Origin of the sequence: Ruegeria sp., from assembly GCF_965243365.1 — a bacterium.
In the GTDB taxonomy this organism is placed as follows: Bacteria; Pseudomonadota; Alphaproteobacteria; order Rhodobacterales; family Rhodobacteraceae; genus Ruegeria.
In genome coordinates this window covers 1,834,931-1,855,299 of sequence record NZ_CBDEUW010000002.1, presented here as the reverse complement: position 1 = coordinate 1,855,299, position 20,369 = coordinate 1,834,931, and the positions used below count along the sequence as shown (strand labels likewise).

Genomic DNA, 20,369 nt, shown 5'->3' with positions numbered 1-20,369 from the left:
GCCGCTAGCCCCCGGTCCGGGTTTCAATACGCCGCACCAGCGCGGCGGGAACGCTGGCCTGATTAAGCTGGCCCAACATCCGATCCTTGACCGCCTGCGGCATGCCCTCGCTGGCTTCGACCTGAGCCATCAATTCGGCGCGTTTTTCATCCGACAGCTCGACCATATCCGAGGCGGCACTGGCTTCGGCCCGAAGCGGGCGCACCCGCACGCCAGAACCAAGCAGCGGCGTGCGACCTATCACCACTTCGCGGCCCTCCAACCCATCGCCGCGCAGCAACACCTCATCACCCTGACGGCGGATCAGCTGGACAGGCAAGGGTTCCAACCGGTCATCAGGCCCGAGGACCAGAACATTGCCAGTCGCATCCAGCACCGAAGACGGCAGGCGAACCACATTGTCCAAGGCTTGCTCCTCTACCGTCACGGTCACGAAATCACCCGGCTTGAAACCCGGCGCGTCATCCAGCCGAGCATAGATCAGGCGCCCGGTCTGTCCTTCTCCTGCCGAACCGCTGTCACGGCTTATGCGTCCGGTGGCGGACAGATCGGTGCCCGTCACCTCAAGCGAAACGGTAACTGGGGATGAGATCAGGTTGCCCGCATCGTCCAGCAACCGCACGTATTGCGCCGTCGATACCCGGAAGACAACTTCCAGAGCGTCCGGGTCAACCAGTTCGGCCAGCTTTTCGTTGGCGGAAACCAACCGCCCTTCGACCAGAGTGACCCCGGTCAGCGTTCCGGCAAAGCGGGCATGAATGGTCATATCGTCCAGATCCCGCTCGGCCCCTTCAAGGGCGATCCGGGCACGGGACAGCAGCGTCGTGGCCTGATCGACCCGCGATTCAGCCTGCGCCAGATTGATCCGGCTGGACAGAACGGCCTGTTGCGCCGACGTCGCGGCCAGTTCGGCCTCTTCCACGCTGGCCGCAGCCCCAACTCCACGGGATTGCAGGTCTTTCTGGCGCTGCAGGGCCCGTTCGCGCAACTCGGCCTGCGCTTCAGCGGATTTCAACTCGTCCTGCGCCAGAAGCAATGACCGTTCCGCGTCCCGTTCCTCGAACTGCGCATCCAGCAAGTCGGACTGAGCGCGATCCAACGCCGATTGCACATCCGCCGGATCCAGTTCGACCAGTACCTCACCGGCTTCGACGGTTCCGCCATCTTCGAAATCATCGGCCAATGCCACGACCCGACCGCCCAAAGCGGCGCGCAACTCCAACCGGCGACGGCTTTGAACTTGGCCAAACGCTTCCAGATAGGGGGTTACCGTTTCCGTTTCCGCAGTACGCACGCTGACCGCAAAAACCCGCTCGCGCGCTTCGGGCGAACGGGCGTCACGATTCATCACCTCTTGTACCGCGCCGGCAATCATCTGCACGGCAACAAGCAACAGGCCCAGCGTCAGAAACGCCAGGAAAACGCCTACAAGGCTTTGCCGCAGAAATCGCATCGGTCACTATACTCCGGTCGCTCGCGCTGCCTGACGCAAATGGTAGCCGGGCGATGAAAATTGCCAAGCCACAAAGCGGTTATGATGCGTTAAACGCAGAACCAGTCTACTTCCGTCGCAGATGTTCGTCCAATCTGGGCAAAATTTCCACGAAATTGCAGGGGCGGTGGCGGTAATCGAGCTGTTTTTCAAGGATCGCATCCCATGCGTCCTTGCAGGCGCCGGGGCTGCCCGGCAGGGCAAACAGATAGGTGCCACCCGCAACACCTCCAGTAGCGCGGGATTGTACCGCTGAGGTTCCGATTTTCCGCATCGAAACCATGGTGAAGACAGTCCCGAACGCCTCGATTTCCTTTTCATAGACGTCGCGATGCGCTTCGACCGTCACATCCCGCCCCGTCAAGCCGGTGCCGCCAGTCGAAATCACAACGTCGATTTCCGGATCTGCGATCCACAGGCGCAACAGGGCTGCAATCTCGGTCCGCTCATCGCGAATGATCTTGCGGTCCACCAAAATATGGCCTGCGCCTTCAATCCGGTCGGCCAATGTTTGGCCTGACCGGTCATCCTCGAGCGACCGCGTGTCGGATACAGTCAGAATGGCGATCCGAACCGGAATGAATTCCAAGTTTTCATCAATGCGCGACATATGGCGTCAGGCCCTTTCCATGATGGCAAGCCGGATCGCCAGCGCAGCAAAGATGCCGCCTGTGACCCAACCCATTATCCGAGATGCACGCGGGTTCGAGACGAGAACGCGCCCCGCGCCGCCCGCAAATATGCCGACCAGACCGTTCACCACAAAGCCACCGATGGCGATGATCACGCCCAACGTCAGAAACTGTAGCAGCACAGACCCTGCTGCGGGGTCGACAAATTGCGGGATGAAAGCCAGCACGAACAGAATGACCTTGGGATTGGTCAAGTTCACAAGCATCCCATCCCGAAACGCCCAGCGCGTCGGCTTGTCCGAGGCATCAGCAGCAACCGCGCCATTCCGAATGGCGCCCCAGGCCAGATACAGCAGGTAGGCCACACCAATCCAGCGGATCACATCAAAAAGCCAGGGCAACGCGGCCACGGCCGCGCCCAGACCGAGACCAGCCAGCAAAACGTGGATCATCAAGCCAGCCGAAACGCCTGCGCTTGCTGCCAGCGCAGGTCGTGCACCTGACCGAAGGCCCTGCCCGAAACAGAACATCATATCGGCACCGGGCGTAAAATTCAGGACCAGAGCTGCTGGAATGAAAGCCAACAGCGTAACGGTTTCGATCATGCATTTACCTCGAACCAATTGGCCTTGGGGCCAAGATTTGCGATTTGCGTGCGCCCAATCGTGCCACGATAGCCCCAGCTGTCGTGAATATGCCCACACAAAGCGAATGCTGGCTGAATCCGCTCAACCGCATCCCGCACGGCGACTGAGCCGACGGATATGCCCTGAGACGTCTGGTCGCCATATCCTTTTGGCGGAGAATGCACGACCAGAACATCCGCAGTCTCGCATCGATCCAGCAGCTCGGTGGCTTCGGCCTCGGTCAGATCGCAGGACCAGTCACCGAATGGCGTCACCGGCACGCCATAACCCAGCCCGAACAGGCGCAGCCCGTCCACCGTCATGCCAGACCCATGCAGGACATGCACACCTTCAGGCGCGACATCGGTCAGTTCCTCGGCGCTTTCGGCGTTTCCCGGCACCAGAACCAGCGGCGCCGCAATGCCTGACAGCATCCCCATCGCCTCATCCAGCCCCTGCCGAATGTTGCAATAATCCCCGGCCCCGATGACCAAATCGGCCTTGGCGCTGGCCGCAACCAGCTCCGCCGCCCGGTTGCGTGCCATATGCAGGTCAGAGAACGCCAGAATGCGCATCACTTCCCCCTCAGCCTGGACTTGAGTTCCAGCAGGTCGGCCCAGGCCTGCCGTTTCATCTGCGGTTGCCGCAGCAGATAGGCCGGGTGAAACATCGGGATGACCGGCAGATCCAGCGCCTGATCCCAATTGCCGCGCAACCGGGTGATGCCGCGTTTACCAAGGACCGCCTGACAACTGATATTGCCCATCACCACCAGCACCTCGGGCTTGGCCAGCGCCACGTGGCGTTCCAGAAACGGCTTCATCATGCCGATCTCCTCGGGCTTGGGATCACGGTTCTGAGGGGGCCGCCAGGGTAGAACATTGGTGATATAGACGTTTTCCGTGCGATCCAGATCAATCGCCGCCAGCATCTTGTCCAGCAACTGACCTGCGCGTCCCACAAAGGGCTTACCTTCGCGGTCTTCATCCCGACCCGGCGCCTCCCCGACGATCATAACCCGTGCGCCGGGCGTGCCGTCAGCAAAGACCAACTGCCGCGCGCCACGTTTCAGATCGCACAGATCAAACGCCTCCATCGCCGCGCGCAATTCTGGTAAAGACCCCGCTGATTTAGCGGCCTGCTGCGCAATCGCGGCTGCATCCACCTGTTTCGGTTTAGTCGGCGCAGCTTGCGCGGCAGCGGGCTTTTTGGATTTCGGCGCTGTATCGGGCAACGCGTAACGATCAACCGGAGCGTCTCCGATTGCCTCGGTCACGCCCAGTTCGACCTGCCATTCCAGCAGGGCGCGCGCAGAATAATGGTCCAAGCCCGATTCCATACGATCAATTTACCTGCCTGAGGGCTGAGGGAAAGCGAATAGACCTTGCCATGACGCTGGGCCGCACCGACCATGGTGGCTGTGATGCTGCTTACCCTGCGAATCTTGCTGGTCGGCTTGCTGCTTGCTTTCGCAAGCATACTCCCGGCGTCTGCGCAACTTTTTGACAGAACCGGACAATGCCGTGCCGGTCAGTTGCAATGCGGAAGGGGATGCTGCCCCGCAGGCCAAAGATGCAGCTTTGACGGGCGCTGCATCCCTCCGGGTCATACCTATTGCGGCGGCGGGCGCACCTGCGGGCCGTTCGAACGCTGTGTTGCAGGCGGCACCCGATGCGCACCGGCCGGGGTCAACAAATGCACCTCGCGCCTTGATTGCCCGGGTGGCCATGTCTGCAACGGACGCGGCGAATGCGAGCGGATCACGCCAGATCTTGACCCGAATTCAGCAAAACCGGGTCTGCCCGCCCTTTGTGACGATGGCCGAACCTGCACGGCGGGATCGTCCTGCCTGCCGGGGGGTGGATGCTCTCGCCCGGGATGGTTTCTGTGCGAGGAAACCGGATCGCAATGCCGCCCCGGTTTCAAATGTTCCGAGCATCAGGGCTGCGTTCCGATCAAGGCCGTCGATTGCGGCTATGGCAAATGGTGCAAACCCGGCGAGCAATGCCTGCCCGAGGGCGGATGCCAGAAACTGCCCGACGGCTCTGATCCTTAGGTTGCCTCGGGACGCACAGCTTTCTATAAGCAGCCCGATTGTCAGACAGGAGCCCGCCCATGCGTTTCGCCCATCGTCACCTTCTTGGCATCGAGCATCTGTCGCAATCCGATATCACCGCCATTCTGGATCTGGCCGAAAAATACGTCGATCTGAACCGCCAATCCTCCAAACACTCGGATGTGCTGTCGGGGCTAACCCAGATCAACATGTTCTTCGAAAATTCGACCCGCACGCAGGCCAGTTTCGAACTGGCGGGAAAACGGCTGGGTGCGGATGTGATGAACATGGCGATGCAGGCCAGTTCGATCAAAAAGGGTGAGACGCTGATCGACACGGCGATGACCCTGAACGCGATGCATCCCGACCTGTTGGTGGTACGACATCCGCATTCGGGCGCGGTCGATCTGCTGGCCCAAAAGGTCAACTGCGCGGTGCTGAACGCTGGCGATGGGCGGCACGAACACCCGACGCAGGCGCTGCTGGACGCTTTGACCATCCGCCGCGCCAAGGGCCGCCTGCATCGTTTGAACATCGCCATTTGCGGAGACGTCGCGCATTCCCGCGTGGCGCGGTCCAACCTTATGCTGCTGGGCAAGATGGAGAACCGTATCCGTCTGATCGGCCCGCCGACGCTTGTGCCGGGACAGTTCGCCGAGTTTGGCGCCGAGATTTACGATGACATGACCGAAGGCCTGAAGGACGTCGATGTCGTCATGATGCTGCGCCTCCAACGCGAGCGGATGGATGGCGGTTTTATCCCTTCGGAACGTGAATACTACCACCGTTATGGCCTGGACGCTGCCAAGCTGGGGCTCGCCAAGCCCGACGCCATCGTCATGCATCCCGGCCCGATGAACCGCGGGGTTGAGATAGACGGCACGCTAGCCGACGACATCAACCGATCCGTCATTCAGGAGCAGGTCGAGATGGGCGTCGCCGTCCGCATGGCCGCGATGGAGATGCTGGCCCGCAACCTGAGAGAGGCCGCATGACAGACCTGACCGCTGCCCCCCACGAACGCGGCGTAATCCGACTGTTCTCGCTGGACATGCGCCCGGAAGAGGCGAAGTTTCTGCGTGAACCGGGCGCTGCGGATCAGGTGCTTGGCGTCTCGGGTCTGGACCCGGAACAGATCGATGTATTTCCGGTTTCCGACCTCGAGGATTTGGGGCTTTATGGCTACCTAAGTGAAGGGTGCGGCGTCTCGGAGGACCAATTGAACCGGACCGATTTGGAACAGGTCGACGGCTGGGTCATGGTCCTGCGCAGCGCCGCATTTGGTGGACGATCTGCGACTTTGGTTCCCGATCGACGGCTGCGTCTGATCGGTCTTTTCACCGAAGAGGCCACCAACTGGCACGGTGGAACGATCGAGACTGAAAGCGCCAAACCCTTCTCTGCTCCGCAACCGAAACCTGATGCCGGGCAACCACGTCGCAGCGGCTCGGCCCTGATTGCATTGCTGGTCCTTCTGATCGTCGGAGGCGCTTTGTGGCTGATCCTGTGATCTTCGCTCCGGACAAAGGTGCCTATATCCGCACGAATGCCTGGCTTGCCGCCCTTGCCATGGCGGCTGCGATGATCGTTCTGTGGTTGATCGGCAATCCCTACATCTGGACCGGTGCACCTGCCGGGCTTGCGGCCATCGGCCTGCGCGCGTGGTATTTGGCATCCGAGGAACTGGTTGCCAACTGGGAGATGACCGAAACCAACCTCACCGGCCCCGGTTCGCGCAATGTGGCGCTGAATCAAATCCAGGCGGTCAACACCATGGGCAGCTATGTGCAGGTTGTCACCAAGAGCGGCGACAAGCACCTGATCAAATATCAGGCCGATCCCGCCGCCACCAAAGCCGCAATCGAAAGGGCGATTCCATGAGCAACTTTGTCTTTACAAACGCCCGCATGATTGACCCGGAGAATGGTACCGACTCCGTCGGCTGGCTCCGTATTCAGGATGGGAACATAGCGGAACTTGGCGACGGTACTGCGAAGACCATGGGCGCAGAGATTGTCGACTGCAAGGGCAAGTGCCTCGCCCCGGGCATCGTCGATATCGGCGTCAAGGTGTGCGAACCCGGTGAACGGCACAAGGAAAGCTACCGGTCCGCCGGTCTTGCTGCCGCCGCTGGGGGTGTGACCACGATCGTGACCCGTCCGGACACCATTCCGGCGGTGGACACACCGGAAACGCTGGAATTTGCCACCCGCCGCGCCCAGGCCGATGCGCCCGTGAACGTGTTGCCAATGGCCGCCCTGACCAAAGGGCGCAAGGGGCGCGAGATGACCGAGATCGGGTTTCTGCTGGATGCAGGAGCGGTGGCCTTCACCGATTGCGACCATGTGGTGACCAACACCAAGGTGTTTTCGCGCGCGCTGACCTATGCAAAATCCTGTGGTGCGCTGGTCATCGCACACCCGCAAGAACCGGGTCTGAGCGCCGGGGCCGCCGCAACCAGCGGCAAATTCGCAGCCCTTCGCGGGTTGCCTGCGGTGTCGCCAATGGCTGAACGCATGGGGTTGGACCGGGATATCGCGCTGTTGGAAATGACCGGCGCGGCTTATCACGCCGATCAGATCACCACCGCCCGGGCCCTGCCTGCGCTGGAGCGCGCGAAACGGAACGGGCTGGATATCACTGCCGGCACCTCGATCCACCATCTGACGCTGAATGAGCTTGACGTGGCCGACTATCGCACCTTCTTCAAGGTCAAGCCACCGCTGCGATCAGAAGACGACCGGCAGGCAGTGATCGACGCGGTGCGGACCGGCTTGATCGACACGATCAGTTCGATGCACACCCCACAAGACGAGGAAAGCAAACGCCTGCCGTTTGAAGAGGCGGCCTCGGGCGCGGTGGCCCTTGAGACGCTGCTGCCCGCCGCATTGCGGCTGTATCACGCCGGTCAGCTAGATCTGCCGACCCTGTTCCGTGCGATGGCGCTGAACCCGGCAAGACGGCTGGGGCTCGACAGCGGTCGCTTGGCCAAAGGCGCGCCCGCCGATCTGGTGCTGTTCGACCCGGATGTCCCGTTTGTCCTCGACCGGTTCTCACTGAAATCGAAATCGCAGAACACGCCGTTTGACGGGCAACGGATGCAGGGTAAGGTCATCGCGACTTTCGTCGCTGGCCAAGAAGTTTTCCGGAGAAGTTGATGCCCCTTTTAGAAAGCACCAATGAACAGCTGATCTTGTGGGCTGTTTTGGGATACCTGCTGGGGTCCATTCCCTTTGGTCTGATTCTGGCGCGGGTCATGGGGTTGGGCAACCTGCGCGAGATCGGCTCGGGCAATATTGGCGCGACCAACGTCCTGAGAACCGGCAGCAAAAGCGCCGCCGCGCTTACGGTCATACTGGATGGTGCAAAGGGCGCAGTCGCCATCCTGCTGGCGCGCGCATTCGCCGGAGAGGACGCAGCACAAATCGCGGCTGTGGCGGCGTTTTTAGGCCATTGCTTTCCGATCTGGCTGGGGTTCAAAGGCGGTAAGGGCGTTGCAACATTCATGGGAATTTGGCTTGCCCTGGACTGGCGGGTTGGGATCGCCTGCTGCCTGACATGGCTGGTCGCGGCGGCGATATGGCGGATCTCATCCGTCGGCGCACTGGTCGCGGCGGCCTTTTCAATTGTTTGGATTTTGCTGCTTACAAGCGGGTCAACTGTTGCCCTGGGCGTCATTCTGGCCGTTTTGGTCTTTTGGCGGCACAGCACTAATCTTGCGCGGATCAAGGCCGGGACTGAACCGAAAATCGGTAAATCGTGACGGCAACGGACGCATTTCTAAGCGCTTTTTTTGCACTCCCGATGGGAACTTTTTCGGGCCGAGTCGGCGCCCGACGTTATGTGGCGACACGCTCAAATCTTGCAGGCGGGAAGTCACATAAGCTGGTCGCGCAGGAACTGGGCGGGACGGATTACATCAGCCTAAATCTCTATCTGACACAGGCGAGCGGAGCGTTGCTGCGCCCGTGCGAAATGCCTGCTGAAAAGGTCGTCTCCTTCGTACTGGCGCTCAAACCCGATGCGCAAAAATGAACATCTGATATTCACCCCCGCACAATCACAATTGATTGCTTTGAACGTGAACGGACCGCTGCCCAACTCGGGATCGTGAACGGCAATTCCCGCCGACACGAAAATCAAATCCGGGTCGCTTGGGCAAAATTCCGGTGCTTATGACTGCGGCCTCGTTCACGAAAGGTGAAACCATGAACAAGTTCAAATCCATCATTGGCGGTGTTGCACTGTCTGTCGCAATTGCCAGCTCGGCCATCGCTGCCGGCGTCGAACTGAACACCACAACCACCGGTCTGGCGCTGCAGGGCTATGACCCGGTTGCCTACTTCACCGAAGGCGCGCCAACCAAGGGCGACTGGCAAATAACCGCGCTCCACGACGACGCGATGTACCGCTTCGCCAACGAAGAAAACAAAGCCGCGTTTGAGGCAAACCCCGAGGCTTACCTGCCAGCTTATGGCGGTTATTGCGCCTTTGGTGCGGCAATGGGCTTCAAGTTTGACGGTGATCCGAACTACTGGAAGATCGTCGACAACAAGCTGTATCTGAACCTGTCCGAAGGCATCCAGCAGCGTTGGGAAGGCGATATCCCCGGCTTTATCGAACAGGCCACGGTCAACTGGGAAACCATTGCCGACAAAACACCTGCAGAGCTGCAAGAGCAATAATCCGCTGAGAAATTTCAGCGCATCGGCGGCGGAGCGTATCCGCCGCCGTTTGTCATTTGAAGACATCTGATCCGGGACCTATCTGAATCGTCAGAGAAGGGTCCAGTTGCAATGGACCGAAGCCTCCCTTCCAACGGGCTGCGCAGTTACGGGTCGGAATACAAAAAATCTGTGATCTGGTCGGCGGACCAGACCGTATGCCTTGATACAAGGCTGCAACCGGATCGGTTCAGCAGCCCAAATTATGACCGAAAGGAACTTCAGATGACGGGAAAATTGGCTTTGGCTACGGCTGTCGCGATTATGGCGGCAGGTTCAGCAATGGCTCAATCTTCGGGCAATTGGACCGGTTTCTACGGCGGTGCCCAGATCGGATATGCCGATATCGACACCAACGTCTCGGGCGTTGACGGCGATGGCGTCATTGGCGGTATCATCCTGGGCTATGATTATGACCTTGGTGATTGGGTCGTCGGTGGCGGTTTTGACTATGACTGGTCAGATGTGGACCTGTCCGGTGCCGCGACCGTCGAGAGTGTCTGGCGGCTCAAGGCCCGCGCGGGCTACAAGGTGAACGCGCAAGGCCTGCTGTACGGCACCGCGGGATATGCGGATGCCGACACCGATACGCTGGGCAGCGACGACGGCTGGTTCATCGGCGCAGGGTACGAGCAGATTGTCGCGCCCAACATCAGCGTTGCAGGCGAGATCCTGTATCACGAGTTTGACGACTTCAATTCGACCGGTGTGGACGTGGATGCAACCACGATCCAGATTCGCGCCGCTTATCGGTTCTGATCCCGCTTGTGGCCCCGGCGTACGATGCCGGGGCCCTATTGCCTCAGGGCTCCAAGATCGTGCTGCCCGTCGTCTCGCGCGCCTCAAGGGCACGATGCGCTTCTGCCACGCGCTCCAGTGGAAAGGTCTGATCGACGTGGATCGTGACCTCGCGCCCGTCCACTTTGCCAAATAACCTGCGTGCCATCGCCTGACACACGTTCGGATCAGCGGTGTGGGTGAACAGGGTCGGTCGAGTGATTTTCAACGACCCTCTCCGCGACAGCATTCCCAAATCCACAGGCGGGACTGGGCCGGAGGCGTTGCCAAAGGAAATCATCATTCCCAAAGGCTTCAGACATTCCAGTGACCCTTCAAATGTATCGGCACCAACGGAATCCATCACCACGTCGACGCCTTTGCCGGCGGTAATCTCGTTGACACGATCAACAAAATTGTCGGTCTTGTAGTTGATACAATGGGCTGCGCCGTTAAATTGTGCCAGGCTGCACTTTTCGTCTGTACCTGCCGTACCGATCAAAGTGATCCCCTCGGACTTGGCCCACTGACAGGCGATCAGTCCCACACCACCTGCAGCCGCGTGGAACAGAACTGTATCGCCGCGCTTCAGGGGCGTTGTGCGATGAAACAGGTACTCGACCGTCATCCCCTTGAGCATCATCGCAGCCGCAGTCTTGAAAGAGATACTTTCCGGCAGCGGGCACACCTGTTCCGCAGGCATGACACGGGCCTGAGTGTACGCGCCGGACGGTGTAGCCGCATATGCCGCACGTTGACCGGGCGACAGATGGGTGACGCCATCGCCTACGGCTTCGATGACACCGGCGGCCTCCATCCCCAGTGCTTGCGGCAGGTTCAGGGGATAAAGCCCGGTGCGCTGATACACATCGATGTAATTCAGCCCGCAGGCGTGATGGCGAATACGCACTTCACCGGGTCCGGGATCACCAACCGTGTGTTCCTCGATCCGCAAGACTTCGGGACCGCCGGTTTCATGGATGACTACGGTTTTTGCCGTTTGCTGCATGATGCTCTCCCTGCTTGTTTGAGGCAAAGCTAACATGACTGCGTACCAGAGCAATGCTTGGGATCGCATATTAATGTGCAGACAAATAAGGAAAAATGTGCTATAGTTGTATTTGGCGTTGCCGGATCATCCGGTCACCGACAACCAATCCACCGGATACATCCCGCTGCGCGGTCTCGGCAGTGAGGGGATGATCATGGACAAGACAATTGGCAATCCGATCAGCTGGGCAGCCCGACATCTGGGTTTGGCTGGTGATCACGTGGCTGAAAGTGTCTCGACGATTGGCGGCTCGGACGCCGACGAAACGCCAGTGGTGCAGACCCTGACAATGCAGGATTTGTGGGCCTGTCTGCGTGCAGGATGCCGGGATTTTCTGGAAACCCGTGCGGACGCCGTGTTTGTGGTACTCATCTACCCCATCGCCGGTCTGCTGATGTTCGGGATTGGACTGAATAGGGACCTGATCCCCCTATTGGCGCCATTGGTTGCGGGTTTCGCCCTGATCGGGCCCGTCGCGGCCGTTGGCTTGTACGAAATCAGCCGCAAACGTGAAACAGGAGGTTCCGCCCATTGGCTGGATGCGTTGGGCGTGTTCCGTTCGCCGTCCTTCGGCGCGATTCTGGCGCTTGGGTTCTATCTGGTCATGCTGCTGCTGATCTGGCTCATGGTCGCGCAGAGCCTTTACGCGCAGACCTTAGGACCGGAACCGCCAGCGTCTTTCCGTTCCTTCATGACCGAGGTTCTGACAACCGGCGCGGGATGGAGCATGATTATCTTTGGCACCGCCATCGGCTTTGTTTTCGCTCTGATCGCCCTGGCGGTCAGCGTCGTCAGCTTTCCATTGCTGCTGGACCGCAAAGTCGGCTTGCCGGTGGCTGTCGTGACCTCGGTGCGCGTGCTGCGCCACAACCCCGGCGTAATACTGGCCTGGGGATTTATCGTTGCCGCAATGCTGGTTCTGGGAGCGATTCCACTGCTGCTGGGCCTGATCGTCGTCATGCCCATACTCGGGCATGCAACATGGCACCTCTACCGCCGGGCAGTTGCCTGACCGCGCTTAGCCACCTACCTTTAAAACGATCTTGCCGATATGGCCCGAGCTTTCCATTCGCGCATGGGCCGCAGCGGCCTCGGACAGGTCGAACTCACTATCCATGACAGGCGCGACCTTCCCGGCTTCGATCAAAGGCCAAACGGCCTCCCGCAGGTTCTGCGCAATTCGCGCTTTGGCCAAATCGCTTTGCGGACGCAGAGTGCTGCCGGTCAGAGTCAGGCGCTTGACCATCATCAGGGCAAAGTTCACCTCGACCACCGGTCCTTGCAGAAACGCGATCTGAACCAAACGCCCGTCTTCTGACAACGTTTTGATATTCCGGGGAATATAGTCGCCGCCCACCATATCCAGGATCAGGTTGGCACCGCCTTCGGCCCGCATGACGGCGACAAAATCCTCGTCGCGGTAGTTGATTGCCCGTTCCGCACCGAGTTTCAGGCATGCCTCGCATTTCTCATCCGATCCGGCGGTCGCGAACACCCGCGCGCCGAAAGCCTTGCCCAATTGAATGGCGGTCGTACCGATACCGCTAGAGCCGCCGTGAACCAGAAACCGCTCACCCGCCTTCAATCCACCACGGGTGAAGACATTGGACCAGACGGTGAAAAAGGTTTCGGGCAGGCAGGCGGCCTCTTTCATCCCCATACCCTTCGGCACGGGCAGACAATGGGCGGCAGGAGTGGCAACATATTCGGCATAACCGCCACCCGGCAGCAGGGCGCAGACCTGATCGCCAACGGCCAGACCTTCGACCCCGGACCCCACCGCGATCACCTCGCCCGAAGCTTCCAGCCCCGGCAGATCACTCGCCCCCGGTGGCGGATCGTAGGCCCCGGCCCGTTGCAACGCATCCGGGCGGTTCACCCCAGCATAGGCCACCTTCAACACCACCTGACCATTGCCCGGCTCGGGCATGGGGCGTTCCGTCGGCTTCAGAACCTCCGGGCCGCCCGGTTCGGTGATTTCAATGGCGCGCATCGTCTGAGTCATCGGCAGATCTCCTTTCCCCAATGGCTAGCAGGCATCGGGTCCAAGGCCCAGCCGGTTATTCGACTAGTTTTTGGGCCTCAGCGATCCCGGAAGATCCACGTTCAACCTGGTCGGCGCTTTCACCTGTCCCGCCAGCCAGTTTGGCACGGCAAGGAAGGGTTTCAGAAGCGGATTGTTATTCACCTGCGCCTTGAACTTTTCGAATTGCATCACGCCCTCAATACGGCGGTCCAGAAACTCCCACGTGGCCTGATGATCTGGGGTCTCGTCCCCCAGCCAATACAAAAGCGTCGAGGAATACACCGCGGACAGAGTTGCGCGCTTGGTGTACCAGTTCACATCATCCGATGTATCGCCCAGCGCAGTCCATATATGATCGCAGGTTCCCCAGACGGCTTTGGCCCCATCTGCCGCATAGGTCGGCAGAGAAAACAGCGTCATGCCCCGCCGCACCGCCTCTTTATCGGGTACGGCCTGCAGGCGAAACCGAACGGCAGCGGCGATCTTGTCGCGAAATTTCAGCCCGCTCAGGTCTTCGGACTTGATTCTCTCAAGCATCGCGGCATCACCGCGCGCGTGAAAGGCCAAGGCCAGATCGACCGCACCGCGCGGGCAGATGGCCCGGGCCAGCCCTTCATCCATATCAGTATCGGCAATCGCCTCACGAAAGCTGGTTTCTGACCATCCATCAAACGGTACATGGTCCAGCATAGCGTCCAGTAATTGCTGTTTCGCGTCTTCGTAAGTCACGGTCATGTCGGTTCTCCGGGTTCTCGGGCCAGTACTAGACAAGTTAGGCACGCTTTGCTATACGGCCACCTCCTGCAATTTCCTTGCAACTCTATCTAGAAAGGTGGTGACAACCACATGCAGGTTAGTGTTCGCGACAACAATGTCGATCAGGCGCTTCGTGCCCTGAAGAAAAAGCTGCAGCGCGAAGGCGTGTTCCGTGAAATGAAGCTGAAGCAACATTTCGAGAAACCGTCCGAGAAAAAAGCGCGCGAGAAAGCTGAAGCGATCCGCCGTGCCCGTAAACTGGCACGCAAGAAAGCCCAGCGCGAAGGTCTGCTCTAAGCACCTGACGCTCGTCCAGCTTTGGATGACACTATTTGACGACCCCCGAGGCCCCGCCCGGGGGTTTGTCGTTTTAAGGACCCTATTTTAAGACCTGATCTTTGGGGATTGCCACACCTCGGTCACATTTACCTTGAATACAGGCTGCACCAGCGCAGGCTTAAATTGTTCATCCGAATTTCAGTGTTCATTGCTTAGATGAAAACCAGATACAAAATCAGAATCCTGTCGTCTCTTATCGTGGCCTGTACTGCCGGGTTATTGCTTTTCAACCCTTCACAATGGGGCTCTGACAACGCGGCGCTAAACGCGTGCTTTAGCGCCCGGGACCAAAGCGGGGTGATCGAAACCTGCGCGCAAGCAATCGAACAAGAAGACATCTACGACAAGGAACGCGGCGAAGCGGCGTTTCAGCTGGCTATGGCGATCACTTCGAGTGACGCCGAACGGGCCATCGAGCTTTATACCCAAACGACTGAGCTATATCCCGGCCGAACCTCTGCGTTTTATAATCGCGGACTGATCCACCTAGGGGCAAAAAGCTACAAGTTGGCGGCCGATGACTTCGCGACAGTCATCGATCGGATCACGTCGAAGAATGCGGCCAAATATTCGGGTGCGTACCGGCTGCGCGCGAATGCGCTGGAGGAACTGGGTGAATACGACAAAGCGATGGCTGACGTGGATCGGGCCTTGTCCTTCGATCCAAACGACGTTCGTGCGATTCTGACGAAGGCGGATATTCTCTCCGCTCAGGACAAGTTTTCCGATGCCTTGCTCGTTTTGGACAGCGCAATTGCAGCACACCCCAAGCACAGGTACATTACCGGGCTGTGGAAAGACCGTGCATGGACCAGAACTCAGATCGGCGACATCGATGGTGCATTCGACGACCTGAACCGGGCGCTGGACCACGGCGATAACTCACCCTGGACATGGTACTGGCGAGCCAAACTACATGCGCGAAACGGTGACCCCAAAACGGCCTTTGCCGATTTCCGCAAATCGCTGGAAATTAATCCAAACTACTGCCGCGCGATCCGAGGGCAGAAACGGTTGATCAAAAAGTTGGAAGAACTTGCGGAAGCTGCGCCCTTGATGGCCCGCGTCACCGTTGACAGCATCCTAGTTGAACACCCCGAATATCCAAAGCTGCTACATTTGCGATTTCTGGCCAGTTCACAGGCGGGCGAATTGGAAACCGCGCTGGAAGACATCAATCGCCTGATCGAGGCTACCGAGTATCCTGATCTTTGGTTCCATGAGCGGGCACTGATATACAAGGAACTCAGGCAATTTGATCTTGCGATATCCGATATTCAGCGCGTGTTGGAAAACGATGATGTTCGCACTGAAGCCATTGCAGCGATTTCCCAAGAGGTCGCTGAACTGCGCCAGGCTGGTTTGGACTGTGCTGCGGATGCTCGTCTTGTTGTTAGCAAAAAACTGAGTGTTTTGTCTGACTCCGAGGTTATCTTGCAGGATTTCCTCCTTACCCTGAAAACACGCCGTGATGCCGAAGATGGCAATTGGGATTTGGTGTTCAGTTCTACAGATCAGTTGATCGAATACGATCCCAGAGATGCACGCAACTGGATCGTAAGAGGCCTGGCTTTGGCACATCTCGAGCGCCACAGAGAAGCCATCCCCAGCTACAGTGAAGCGCTTCGGCTGATCGAGGCTGATGAAGAAAAGTCGGCTGATGATGATCAGAGATACATCTATGCGCTACTTTCTCGCGCCTTAGCCCATGTGTGGCTACATCAGTTGGCGGAAGCAGGTTCAGATGTTGACAGCGCTCTGAAAGCCGCCAACAGCGAGGGTGTTAAAGCGTTTCAGATCTTTTTGCAGAAAACCGGCCACTACCAAGGTCCGCTACACGGCACTCATGATGCGGCAACCAAAGAGGCAATGCTCAGTTGCATGTCAGATACAAACTGCTTTCCGGGAGAGGTCCCGAGCAGCTTTCCCCTTCACCAATAAGCGCCGCGACAGGTGGCCACAAATCATCGAATTCGCATAAGAAACACCCAAGCCTATCACCTTAGTCGGTCGGATTTTGCCATTTGCCTCCGCTGACAACGCAGCAATCTGCCAATCCCTGACAATCTGATTTTCCCGGCACAATCCAGCGCAGCGAATCGCCGCAAGGTTGCACTGTCTCGCCGAAATACGCCTAAAATCGCCCCTCCTCTGTTCAGTATTCCGACGGGGTCGGTAACTGACGCCGTCCACTCAGACAAAACAAAAGAAGGAGGCACATCATGTCTACTGCAAGCACGATTGAACGGGAAATGCTGGCGCTTATTAACCAAGAGCGTACATCCCGCGGGCTGAACCCATTACAACTGGAAACCCAGCTGAACGCATCCTCTGAGGATCACAGTATGTGGATGCTGAACACCGATCAGTTCAGCCACACCGGATCGGGCGGATCATCCGCGACCCAACGCATGCAGGCTGCGGGGTTTGATCTTGAAGGCAGCTGGCGCACCGGTGAGAACATCGCCTGGCAATCCGAGCGCGGCGCGCCGGGGGTCAGTGACGACGTCGCGCAATTGCATCAGAACCTGATGAACAGCCCCGGCCACCGCGCCAATATCCTGAACCCGGATTTCAAGTATATCGGCATCGGGGTCGAAACTGGCGACATGCAGGGGTTTGACGCGGTCATGGTCACACAGAACTTTGCGACAACAGACGCAGAGGTGTTGCTGGACACCGACACGGCACAACCGTCGGCTGACGATGTGACCCAACCAACCGAGCCTGAAGATGAAACCCCGGTCGCTGATGTCACCGATCCCGACCCTGTCGAGGATGATCCTGTCGACAAGGTCGAAACACCGGACACGGATGACGATCAGCCAGTCGCTGACGTGGATGAAGATGATATGCCGGTCACCCAGCCGGAAGATCCCGACAGCGACACGGAATCGCCGGTTGCGGAAAGTGACGATCCGGAAGGCGACGATGAAACACCGGTAGCGGAAACCGATGACCCAGAGGAAGACGACACCCCAGTGGCCGAGACGGATGAGCCGGTGGACGACACGGAAACACCTGACGATGTGGTCGAGGTGGACACGCCCGACCCCACAACGCCCGAGGCCGAATGTTTTGATGTGCAGGCTTTCCTTGCCGAGATCGAAGCGTTTGTCGAATTCCTGCAGGCTCGTCTGGATCAGTTCGATTGGGACATCGCCGTCGCGCCAGATGCCGAAACGGATGATTTCGATCTTGTGGTGGATGACGGCGAAGACGACGATGTGATCATCAATACGGAGGCGGAAGTTAAGTCGCCGGACGGAACCTGTGACTTCGTCTATGTCTACACGACCTGCGAAATGGACTTCGCGTAAACACTTTATGCGGGGGCCCAGCGCCCCGCATATCTCTGCTAATAGATTTTAGGCACGTAAAGCTCATCCGGCAAAATCCGGCGCTCGTATTCCGGGTTGTAACGGCGATCCGGCAAGGTGACTTTGTCCTGTGGCACATCCTGATAAGGGATCTTGGTCAACAAGTGTTCGATACAGTTCAACCGCTCGCGCTTTTTGTCGTTGCCTTCGACGATGTACCAGGGTGCTTCAGCGATGTTGGTACGGAAGAACATGTCTTCCTTGGCTTTGGTATACGCCTCCCACCGAATGCGGGATTCCAGATCCATCGGGGACAGCTTCCACTGTTTCATCGGGTCATGGATGCGCATGAGGAATCGCAACTGCTGTTCCTCATCTGTGATCGAAAACCAGTATTTCAGCAGGATGATACCTGAGCGTACCAGCATCCGTTCGAATTCGGGAACGTCCTGAAAGAACTGTTCCACCTGATCTTCATCGGCAAAACCCATCACCCGTTCGACACCAGCCCGGTTGTACCAAGACCGGTCGAAGAACACGATTTCACCGGCGGCGGGCAGATGCGGAACATAACGCTGGAAATACCACTGGCTTTGTTCCCGGCGGCTGGGCGCGGGCAAGGCCACAACACGGGCCACACGTGGGTTCAGGCGCTGGGTGATGCGTTTGATCACACCCCCTTTACCGGCACTGTCCCGACCTTCGAACAGGATGCACACCTTGGCGCCGGTATGCACAACCCAATCCTGCACCCTGATCAATTCGGCCTGCAGACGCAGCAGATTGCGGAAATAGACCTTGCGGTCCAGCATATTGGGATGCTGGTCCTTATAGATTTTGCGCACTTCCATCGACAACATGGGTTCGCTGAATTCGATCTCGAAATCTTCGTCCAGCGTGTCTTCCAGTTCCGCTTCCAGCCAGTCTTTGGGCGTGTCGTCTCTATCGTGTGGCAAGGTCTGCTCCTTAGCTTTCATCGGGTTCGCACCGTATCGACGCTGTGTAACCTGCAGATGTCACCGCGTTGGAAGGAGGTATCAAAGTACCCGCAGTGCCATCCAAACTATTAAAATGTTGCGAATTCAGAATGTGACCCGGACCGGCCCGAGATACAAGCGGTGGAATTGACGCAATGCTCAAAGCTTGATCCACAAAATCAGGGGCTTGCCTTTCCACCTGCGGGGCTTGCATCAATACCCGCATTGGCCGGAGGACAGCGTGGCATTCTTTCTCTCACTTTTACCGGAAATCTGGCCGTGGCTGATCCTGATCGTCGCCCAGATCCTGGTGCTGAGCAGACGTCTTGCGTTGGGCTTTGGCCTGCTGGGCCTTTTTGGGTTGGTGGCGCTATGCGTGGGGTTGATCAACATTTGGGCCAGCCTTGTGATAGTTTTGGGTTTTCTGGGCGCTACCTTTTTGCCGCGACTGCGCGGCATAACGGCACTTGCCGGGCACATCGCGTTAATCAGTTGGAGCCTTATGCTGGGTGCGCACCTGCTGCCTGGCGTGCACAGCCTGCTGGTTCTGGATCAGGTACAGGCGGGACCGGGCAGCGCACCGTTTACAATGTATCTGAACCTGGACAAGCCGATGGTGCTGTTTGCCGTGTTGCTGGCATGGCCTGCTATGTTGACGTCAAGGGTGGCCGTCAGGGCCGTGCCGCTGTTTGCAGGTCTGGTCCTTTTGGCGATCTTGTTGAATCTGGGCATCTGGTCCGGGGCCGTTCACCCGGAAGTCGGGCTGCCATCATGGTGGCTGATCTTTGCGCTGTCGAACCTGTTCCTGACCTGCCTGACGGAAGAGGCGTTCTTTCGCGGATATCTGCAATCGGCGATCAGCGTCTGGAGAGGTCCGGCGGCGGGGTTGGTTGGGGCCAGTATCCTTTTTGGTCTGGCCCATATTGCCGGTGGACCTGTCTTGATGGCTTTTGCCGCGCTGGTGGGGCTGGCCTGTGGGTTGGGGTATTACGCAACCGGGCATTTGTGGGTGCCGGTCCTGATGCATTTTGCGTTCAATTTTCTGCACCTGGCTCTGTTCACCTATCCCGTCCCGGGCTGAGCAACCTCAGACCGGCAGGGCAGTCGTTTTGAACACCGTGCGCAATGCGAATGAGCTTTGCATCTGCGCAACTCCGGGCAGGCGTGACAGATACTGCCGGTGGATGCGCGCAAAATCTTCGGTATTCTCGGCGACGACCTTCAGAATATAGTCCGCCGTTCCGGCCATCAGATGGCATTCCAGAACGTCCGGAATGCGGGCCACAGCCTTTTCAAAAGCATCAAGAACTTCTTCGGCCTGCCCCTGCAACGTGATCTCGACAAACACGGTGGTCGGCACGTTCATCTTCCGGGCGTCCAGCAGGGCCACATAGTCCTTGATATAGCCCTCCACCTCCAGTCGTTGCACACGCCGATGGCACGCAGACGGTGACAGATTCACCTGATCCGACAGCTCTGCATTCGACAACCGCCCCTTGCGCTGCAAGGCCGTCAGAATCTTGCGATCGGTTGCATCAATACCCATCCACGCACACCTATTGCGTTGTTTCCAGCTATCGTCGAATAATCTCC

General features: G+C 58.5%; 24 protein-coding genes. 14 read left to right on the top strand and 10 right to left on the bottom strand.

Annotated elements, in window-relative coordinates:
- Nucleotides 1-4: 4 nt before the first annotated feature.
- The 5 genes from ACP0GE_RS12850 to ACP0GE_RS12830 form a co-directional block, all read right to left on the bottom strand.
- The gene (locus ACP0GE_RS12850; protein ID WP_424832326.1) at nucleotides 5-1,453 is read right to left on the bottom strand and encodes an efflux RND transporter periplasmic adaptor subunit; all 1,449 of its coding nucleotides are present in this window, start codon (nucleotides 1,451-1,453) and stop codon (nucleotides 5-7) included.
- Between the two features lie 106 nt (nucleotides 1,454-1,559).
- Nucleotides 1,560-2,102, bottom strand: a complete 543-nt coding sequence (gene moaB, locus ACP0GE_RS12845; protein ID WP_424832325.1) for a molybdenum cofactor biosynthesis protein B — start codon at nucleotides 2,100-2,102, stop codon at nucleotides 1,560-1,562.
- Between the two features lie 6 nt (nucleotides 2,103-2,108).
- Nucleotides 2,109-2,729 carry a LysE family translocator gene (locus ACP0GE_RS12840; RefSeq protein WP_424832324.1) on the bottom strand — a complete coding sequence of 207 codons (621 nt, stop codon included), beginning with the start codon at nucleotides 2,727-2,729 and terminating at the stop codon, nucleotides 2,109-2,111.
- A complete protein-coding gene (locus ACP0GE_RS12835) occupies nucleotides 2,726-3,325 on the bottom strand; it encodes a metallophosphoesterase family protein (protein WP_424832323.1) in 600 nt (199 codons plus the stop codon). Before ACP0GE_RS12835 ends, ACP0GE_RS12840 begins: the two co-directional genes overlap by 4 nt.
- Nucleotides 3,325-4,089 (bottom strand): uracil-DNA glycosylase, encoded by a 765-nt coding sequence (locus ACP0GE_RS12830; protein ID WP_424832322.1) that lies wholly within the window; start codon nucleotides 4,087-4,089, stop codon nucleotides 3,325-3,327. The genes ACP0GE_RS12835 and ACP0GE_RS12830 overlap by 1 nt, the downstream gene beginning before the upstream one ends.
- Nucleotides 4,090-4,173: 84 nt before the next feature.
- Here ACP0GE_RS12830 and ACP0GE_RS12825 point away from each other — a divergent pair, with 84 nt between their 5' ends.
- From ACP0GE_RS12825 to ACP0GE_RS12785, 9 genes are all read left to right on the top strand, one after another.
- Complete coding sequence (locus tag ACP0GE_RS12825; RefSeq protein WP_424832321.1) at nucleotides 4,174-4,806, top strand: scavenger receptor class F, member 2; 633 nt, start codon at nucleotides 4,174-4,176, stop codon at nucleotides 4,804-4,806.
- A gap of 59 nt (nucleotides 4,807-4,865) precedes the next feature.
- The gene (locus ACP0GE_RS12820; RefSeq protein ID WP_424832320.1) at nucleotides 4,866-5,801 is read left to right on the top strand and encodes an aspartate carbamoyltransferase catalytic subunit; all 936 of its coding nucleotides are present in this window, start codon (nucleotides 4,866-4,868) and stop codon (nucleotides 5,799-5,801) included.
- Nucleotides 5,798-6,316 (top strand): hypothetical protein, encoded by a 519-nt coding sequence (locus ACP0GE_RS12815; protein WP_424832319.1) that lies wholly within the window; start codon nucleotides 5,798-5,800, stop codon nucleotides 6,314-6,316. The genes ACP0GE_RS12820 and ACP0GE_RS12815 overlap by 4 nt, the downstream gene beginning before the upstream one ends.
- Nucleotides 6,301-6,687, top strand: coding sequence for a hypothetical protein (locus ACP0GE_RS12810; RefSeq protein ID WP_424832318.1), 387 nt, complete (start codon nucleotides 6,301-6,303; stop codon nucleotides 6,685-6,687). The genes ACP0GE_RS12815 and ACP0GE_RS12810 overlap by 16 nt, the downstream gene beginning before the upstream one ends.
- Complete coding sequence (gene pyrC, locus ACP0GE_RS12805; protein WP_424832317.1) at nucleotides 6,684-7,964, top strand: dihydroorotase; 1,281 nt, start codon at nucleotides 6,684-6,686, stop codon at nucleotides 7,962-7,964. Before ACP0GE_RS12810 ends, pyrC begins: the two co-directional genes overlap by 4 nt.
- Complete coding sequence (gene plsY / locus ACP0GE_RS12800) at nucleotides 7,964-8,569, top strand: glycerol-3-phosphate 1-O-acyltransferase PlsY (RefSeq protein WP_424832316.1); 606 nt, start codon at nucleotides 7,964-7,966, stop codon at nucleotides 8,567-8,569. Before pyrC ends, plsY begins: the two co-directional genes overlap by 1 nt.
- Nucleotides 8,570-8,649: 80 nt before the next feature.
- Nucleotides 8,650-8,841: a hypothetical protein gene (locus ACP0GE_RS12795; protein WP_424832315.1), complete on the top strand. Its 192-nt coding sequence runs from the start codon at nucleotides 8,650-8,652 to the stop codon at nucleotides 8,839-8,841.
- A 173-nt stretch (nucleotides 8,842-9,014) separates the two neighbouring features.
- Complete coding sequence (locus ACP0GE_RS12790; protein ID WP_424832314.1) at nucleotides 9,015-9,491, top strand: YHS domain-containing (seleno)protein; 477 nt, start codon at nucleotides 9,015-9,017, stop codon at nucleotides 9,489-9,491.
- A gap of 264 nt (nucleotides 9,492-9,755) precedes the next feature.
- Nucleotides 9,756-10,289, top strand: a complete 534-nt coding sequence (locus ACP0GE_RS12785; protein ID WP_424832313.1) for an outer membrane protein — start codon at nucleotides 9,756-9,758, stop codon at nucleotides 10,287-10,289.
- Between the two features lie 43 nt (nucleotides 10,290-10,332).
- Here the strand turns inward: ACP0GE_RS12785 and ACP0GE_RS12780 are convergent, their stop codons facing one another.
- On the bottom strand, nucleotides 10,333-11,316 hold the full coding sequence (locus ACP0GE_RS12780) for a quinone oxidoreductase family protein (RefSeq protein ID WP_424832312.1): 984 nt from the start codon (nucleotides 11,314-11,316) through the stop codon (nucleotides 10,333-10,335).
- A 196-nt stretch (nucleotides 11,317-11,512) separates the two neighbouring features.
- Here ACP0GE_RS12780 and ACP0GE_RS12775 point away from each other — a divergent pair, with 196 nt between their 5' ends.
- The gene (locus tag ACP0GE_RS12775; RefSeq protein WP_424832311.1) at nucleotides 11,513-12,370 is read left to right on the top strand and encodes a DUF2189 domain-containing protein; all 858 of its coding nucleotides are present in this window, start codon (nucleotides 11,513-11,515) and stop codon (nucleotides 12,368-12,370) included.
- 6 nt (nucleotides 12,371-12,376) lie between these two features.
- On the opposite strand, the gene ACP0GE_RS12770 is transcribed toward ACP0GE_RS12775, so the two are convergent.
- Both ACP0GE_RS12770 and ACP0GE_RS12765 read right to left on the bottom strand, forming a co-directional pair.
- Complete coding sequence (locus ACP0GE_RS12770) at nucleotides 12,377-13,363, bottom strand: NAD(P)H-quinone oxidoreductase (protein ID WP_424832310.1); 987 nt, start codon at nucleotides 13,361-13,363, stop codon at nucleotides 12,377-12,379.
- Between the two features lie 63 nt (nucleotides 13,364-13,426).
- A complete protein-coding gene (locus tag ACP0GE_RS12765; RefSeq protein WP_424832309.1) occupies nucleotides 13,427-14,119 on the bottom strand; it encodes a COQ9 family protein in 693 nt (230 codons plus the stop codon).
- A 111-nt stretch (nucleotides 14,120-14,230) separates the two neighbouring features.
- On the opposite strand from ACP0GE_RS12765, the gene rpsU reads away from it, so the two are divergent.
- The 3 genes from rpsU to ACP0GE_RS12750 all read left to right on the top strand — a co-directional run bounded on the left by rpsU (nucleotide 14,231) and on the right by ACP0GE_RS12750 (nucleotide 17,799).
- Nucleotides 14,231-14,437 carry a 30S ribosomal protein S21 gene (gene rpsU / locus ACP0GE_RS12760; protein WP_005614280.1) on the top strand — a complete coding sequence of 69 codons (207 nt, stop codon included), beginning with the start codon at nucleotides 14,231-14,233 and terminating at the stop codon, nucleotides 14,435-14,437.
- A gap of 339 nt (nucleotides 14,438-14,776) precedes the next feature.
- Nucleotides 14,777-16,420: a tetratricopeptide repeat protein gene (locus tag ACP0GE_RS12755; protein WP_424832308.1), complete on the top strand. Its 1,644-nt coding sequence runs from the start codon at nucleotides 14,777-14,779 to the stop codon at nucleotides 16,418-16,420.
- A 281-nt stretch (nucleotides 16,421-16,701) separates the two neighbouring features.
- Nucleotides 16,702-17,799, top strand: coding sequence for a CAP domain-containing protein (locus tag ACP0GE_RS12750; RefSeq protein WP_424832307.1), 1,098 nt, complete (start codon nucleotides 16,702-16,704; stop codon nucleotides 17,797-17,799).
- 38 nt (nucleotides 17,800-17,837) lie between these two features.
- Here ACP0GE_RS12750 and ppk2 read toward each other — a convergent pair whose 3' ends face one another.
- Entirely contained in the window at nucleotides 17,838-18,755 is a 918-nt protein-coding gene (ppk2, locus tag ACP0GE_RS12745) for a polyphosphate kinase 2 (RefSeq protein ID WP_424832306.1), read from the bottom strand.
- Between the two features lie 262 nt (nucleotides 18,756-19,017).
- Between ppk2 and ACP0GE_RS12740 the strand changes: the two genes are divergently transcribed.
- Entirely contained in the window at nucleotides 19,018-19,857 is an 840-nt protein-coding gene (locus tag ACP0GE_RS12740; RefSeq protein ID WP_424832305.1) for a lysostaphin resistance A-like protein, read from the top strand.
- 6 nt (nucleotides 19,858-19,863) lie between these two features.
- On the opposite strand, the gene ACP0GE_RS12735 is transcribed toward ACP0GE_RS12740, so the two are convergent.
- Nucleotides 19,864-20,322: an Lrp/AsnC family transcriptional regulator gene (locus ACP0GE_RS12735; RefSeq protein ID WP_424832304.1), complete on the bottom strand. Its 459-nt coding sequence runs from the start codon at nucleotides 20,320-20,322 to the stop codon at nucleotides 19,864-19,866.
- Nucleotides 20,323-20,369 lie beyond the last annotated feature (47 nt).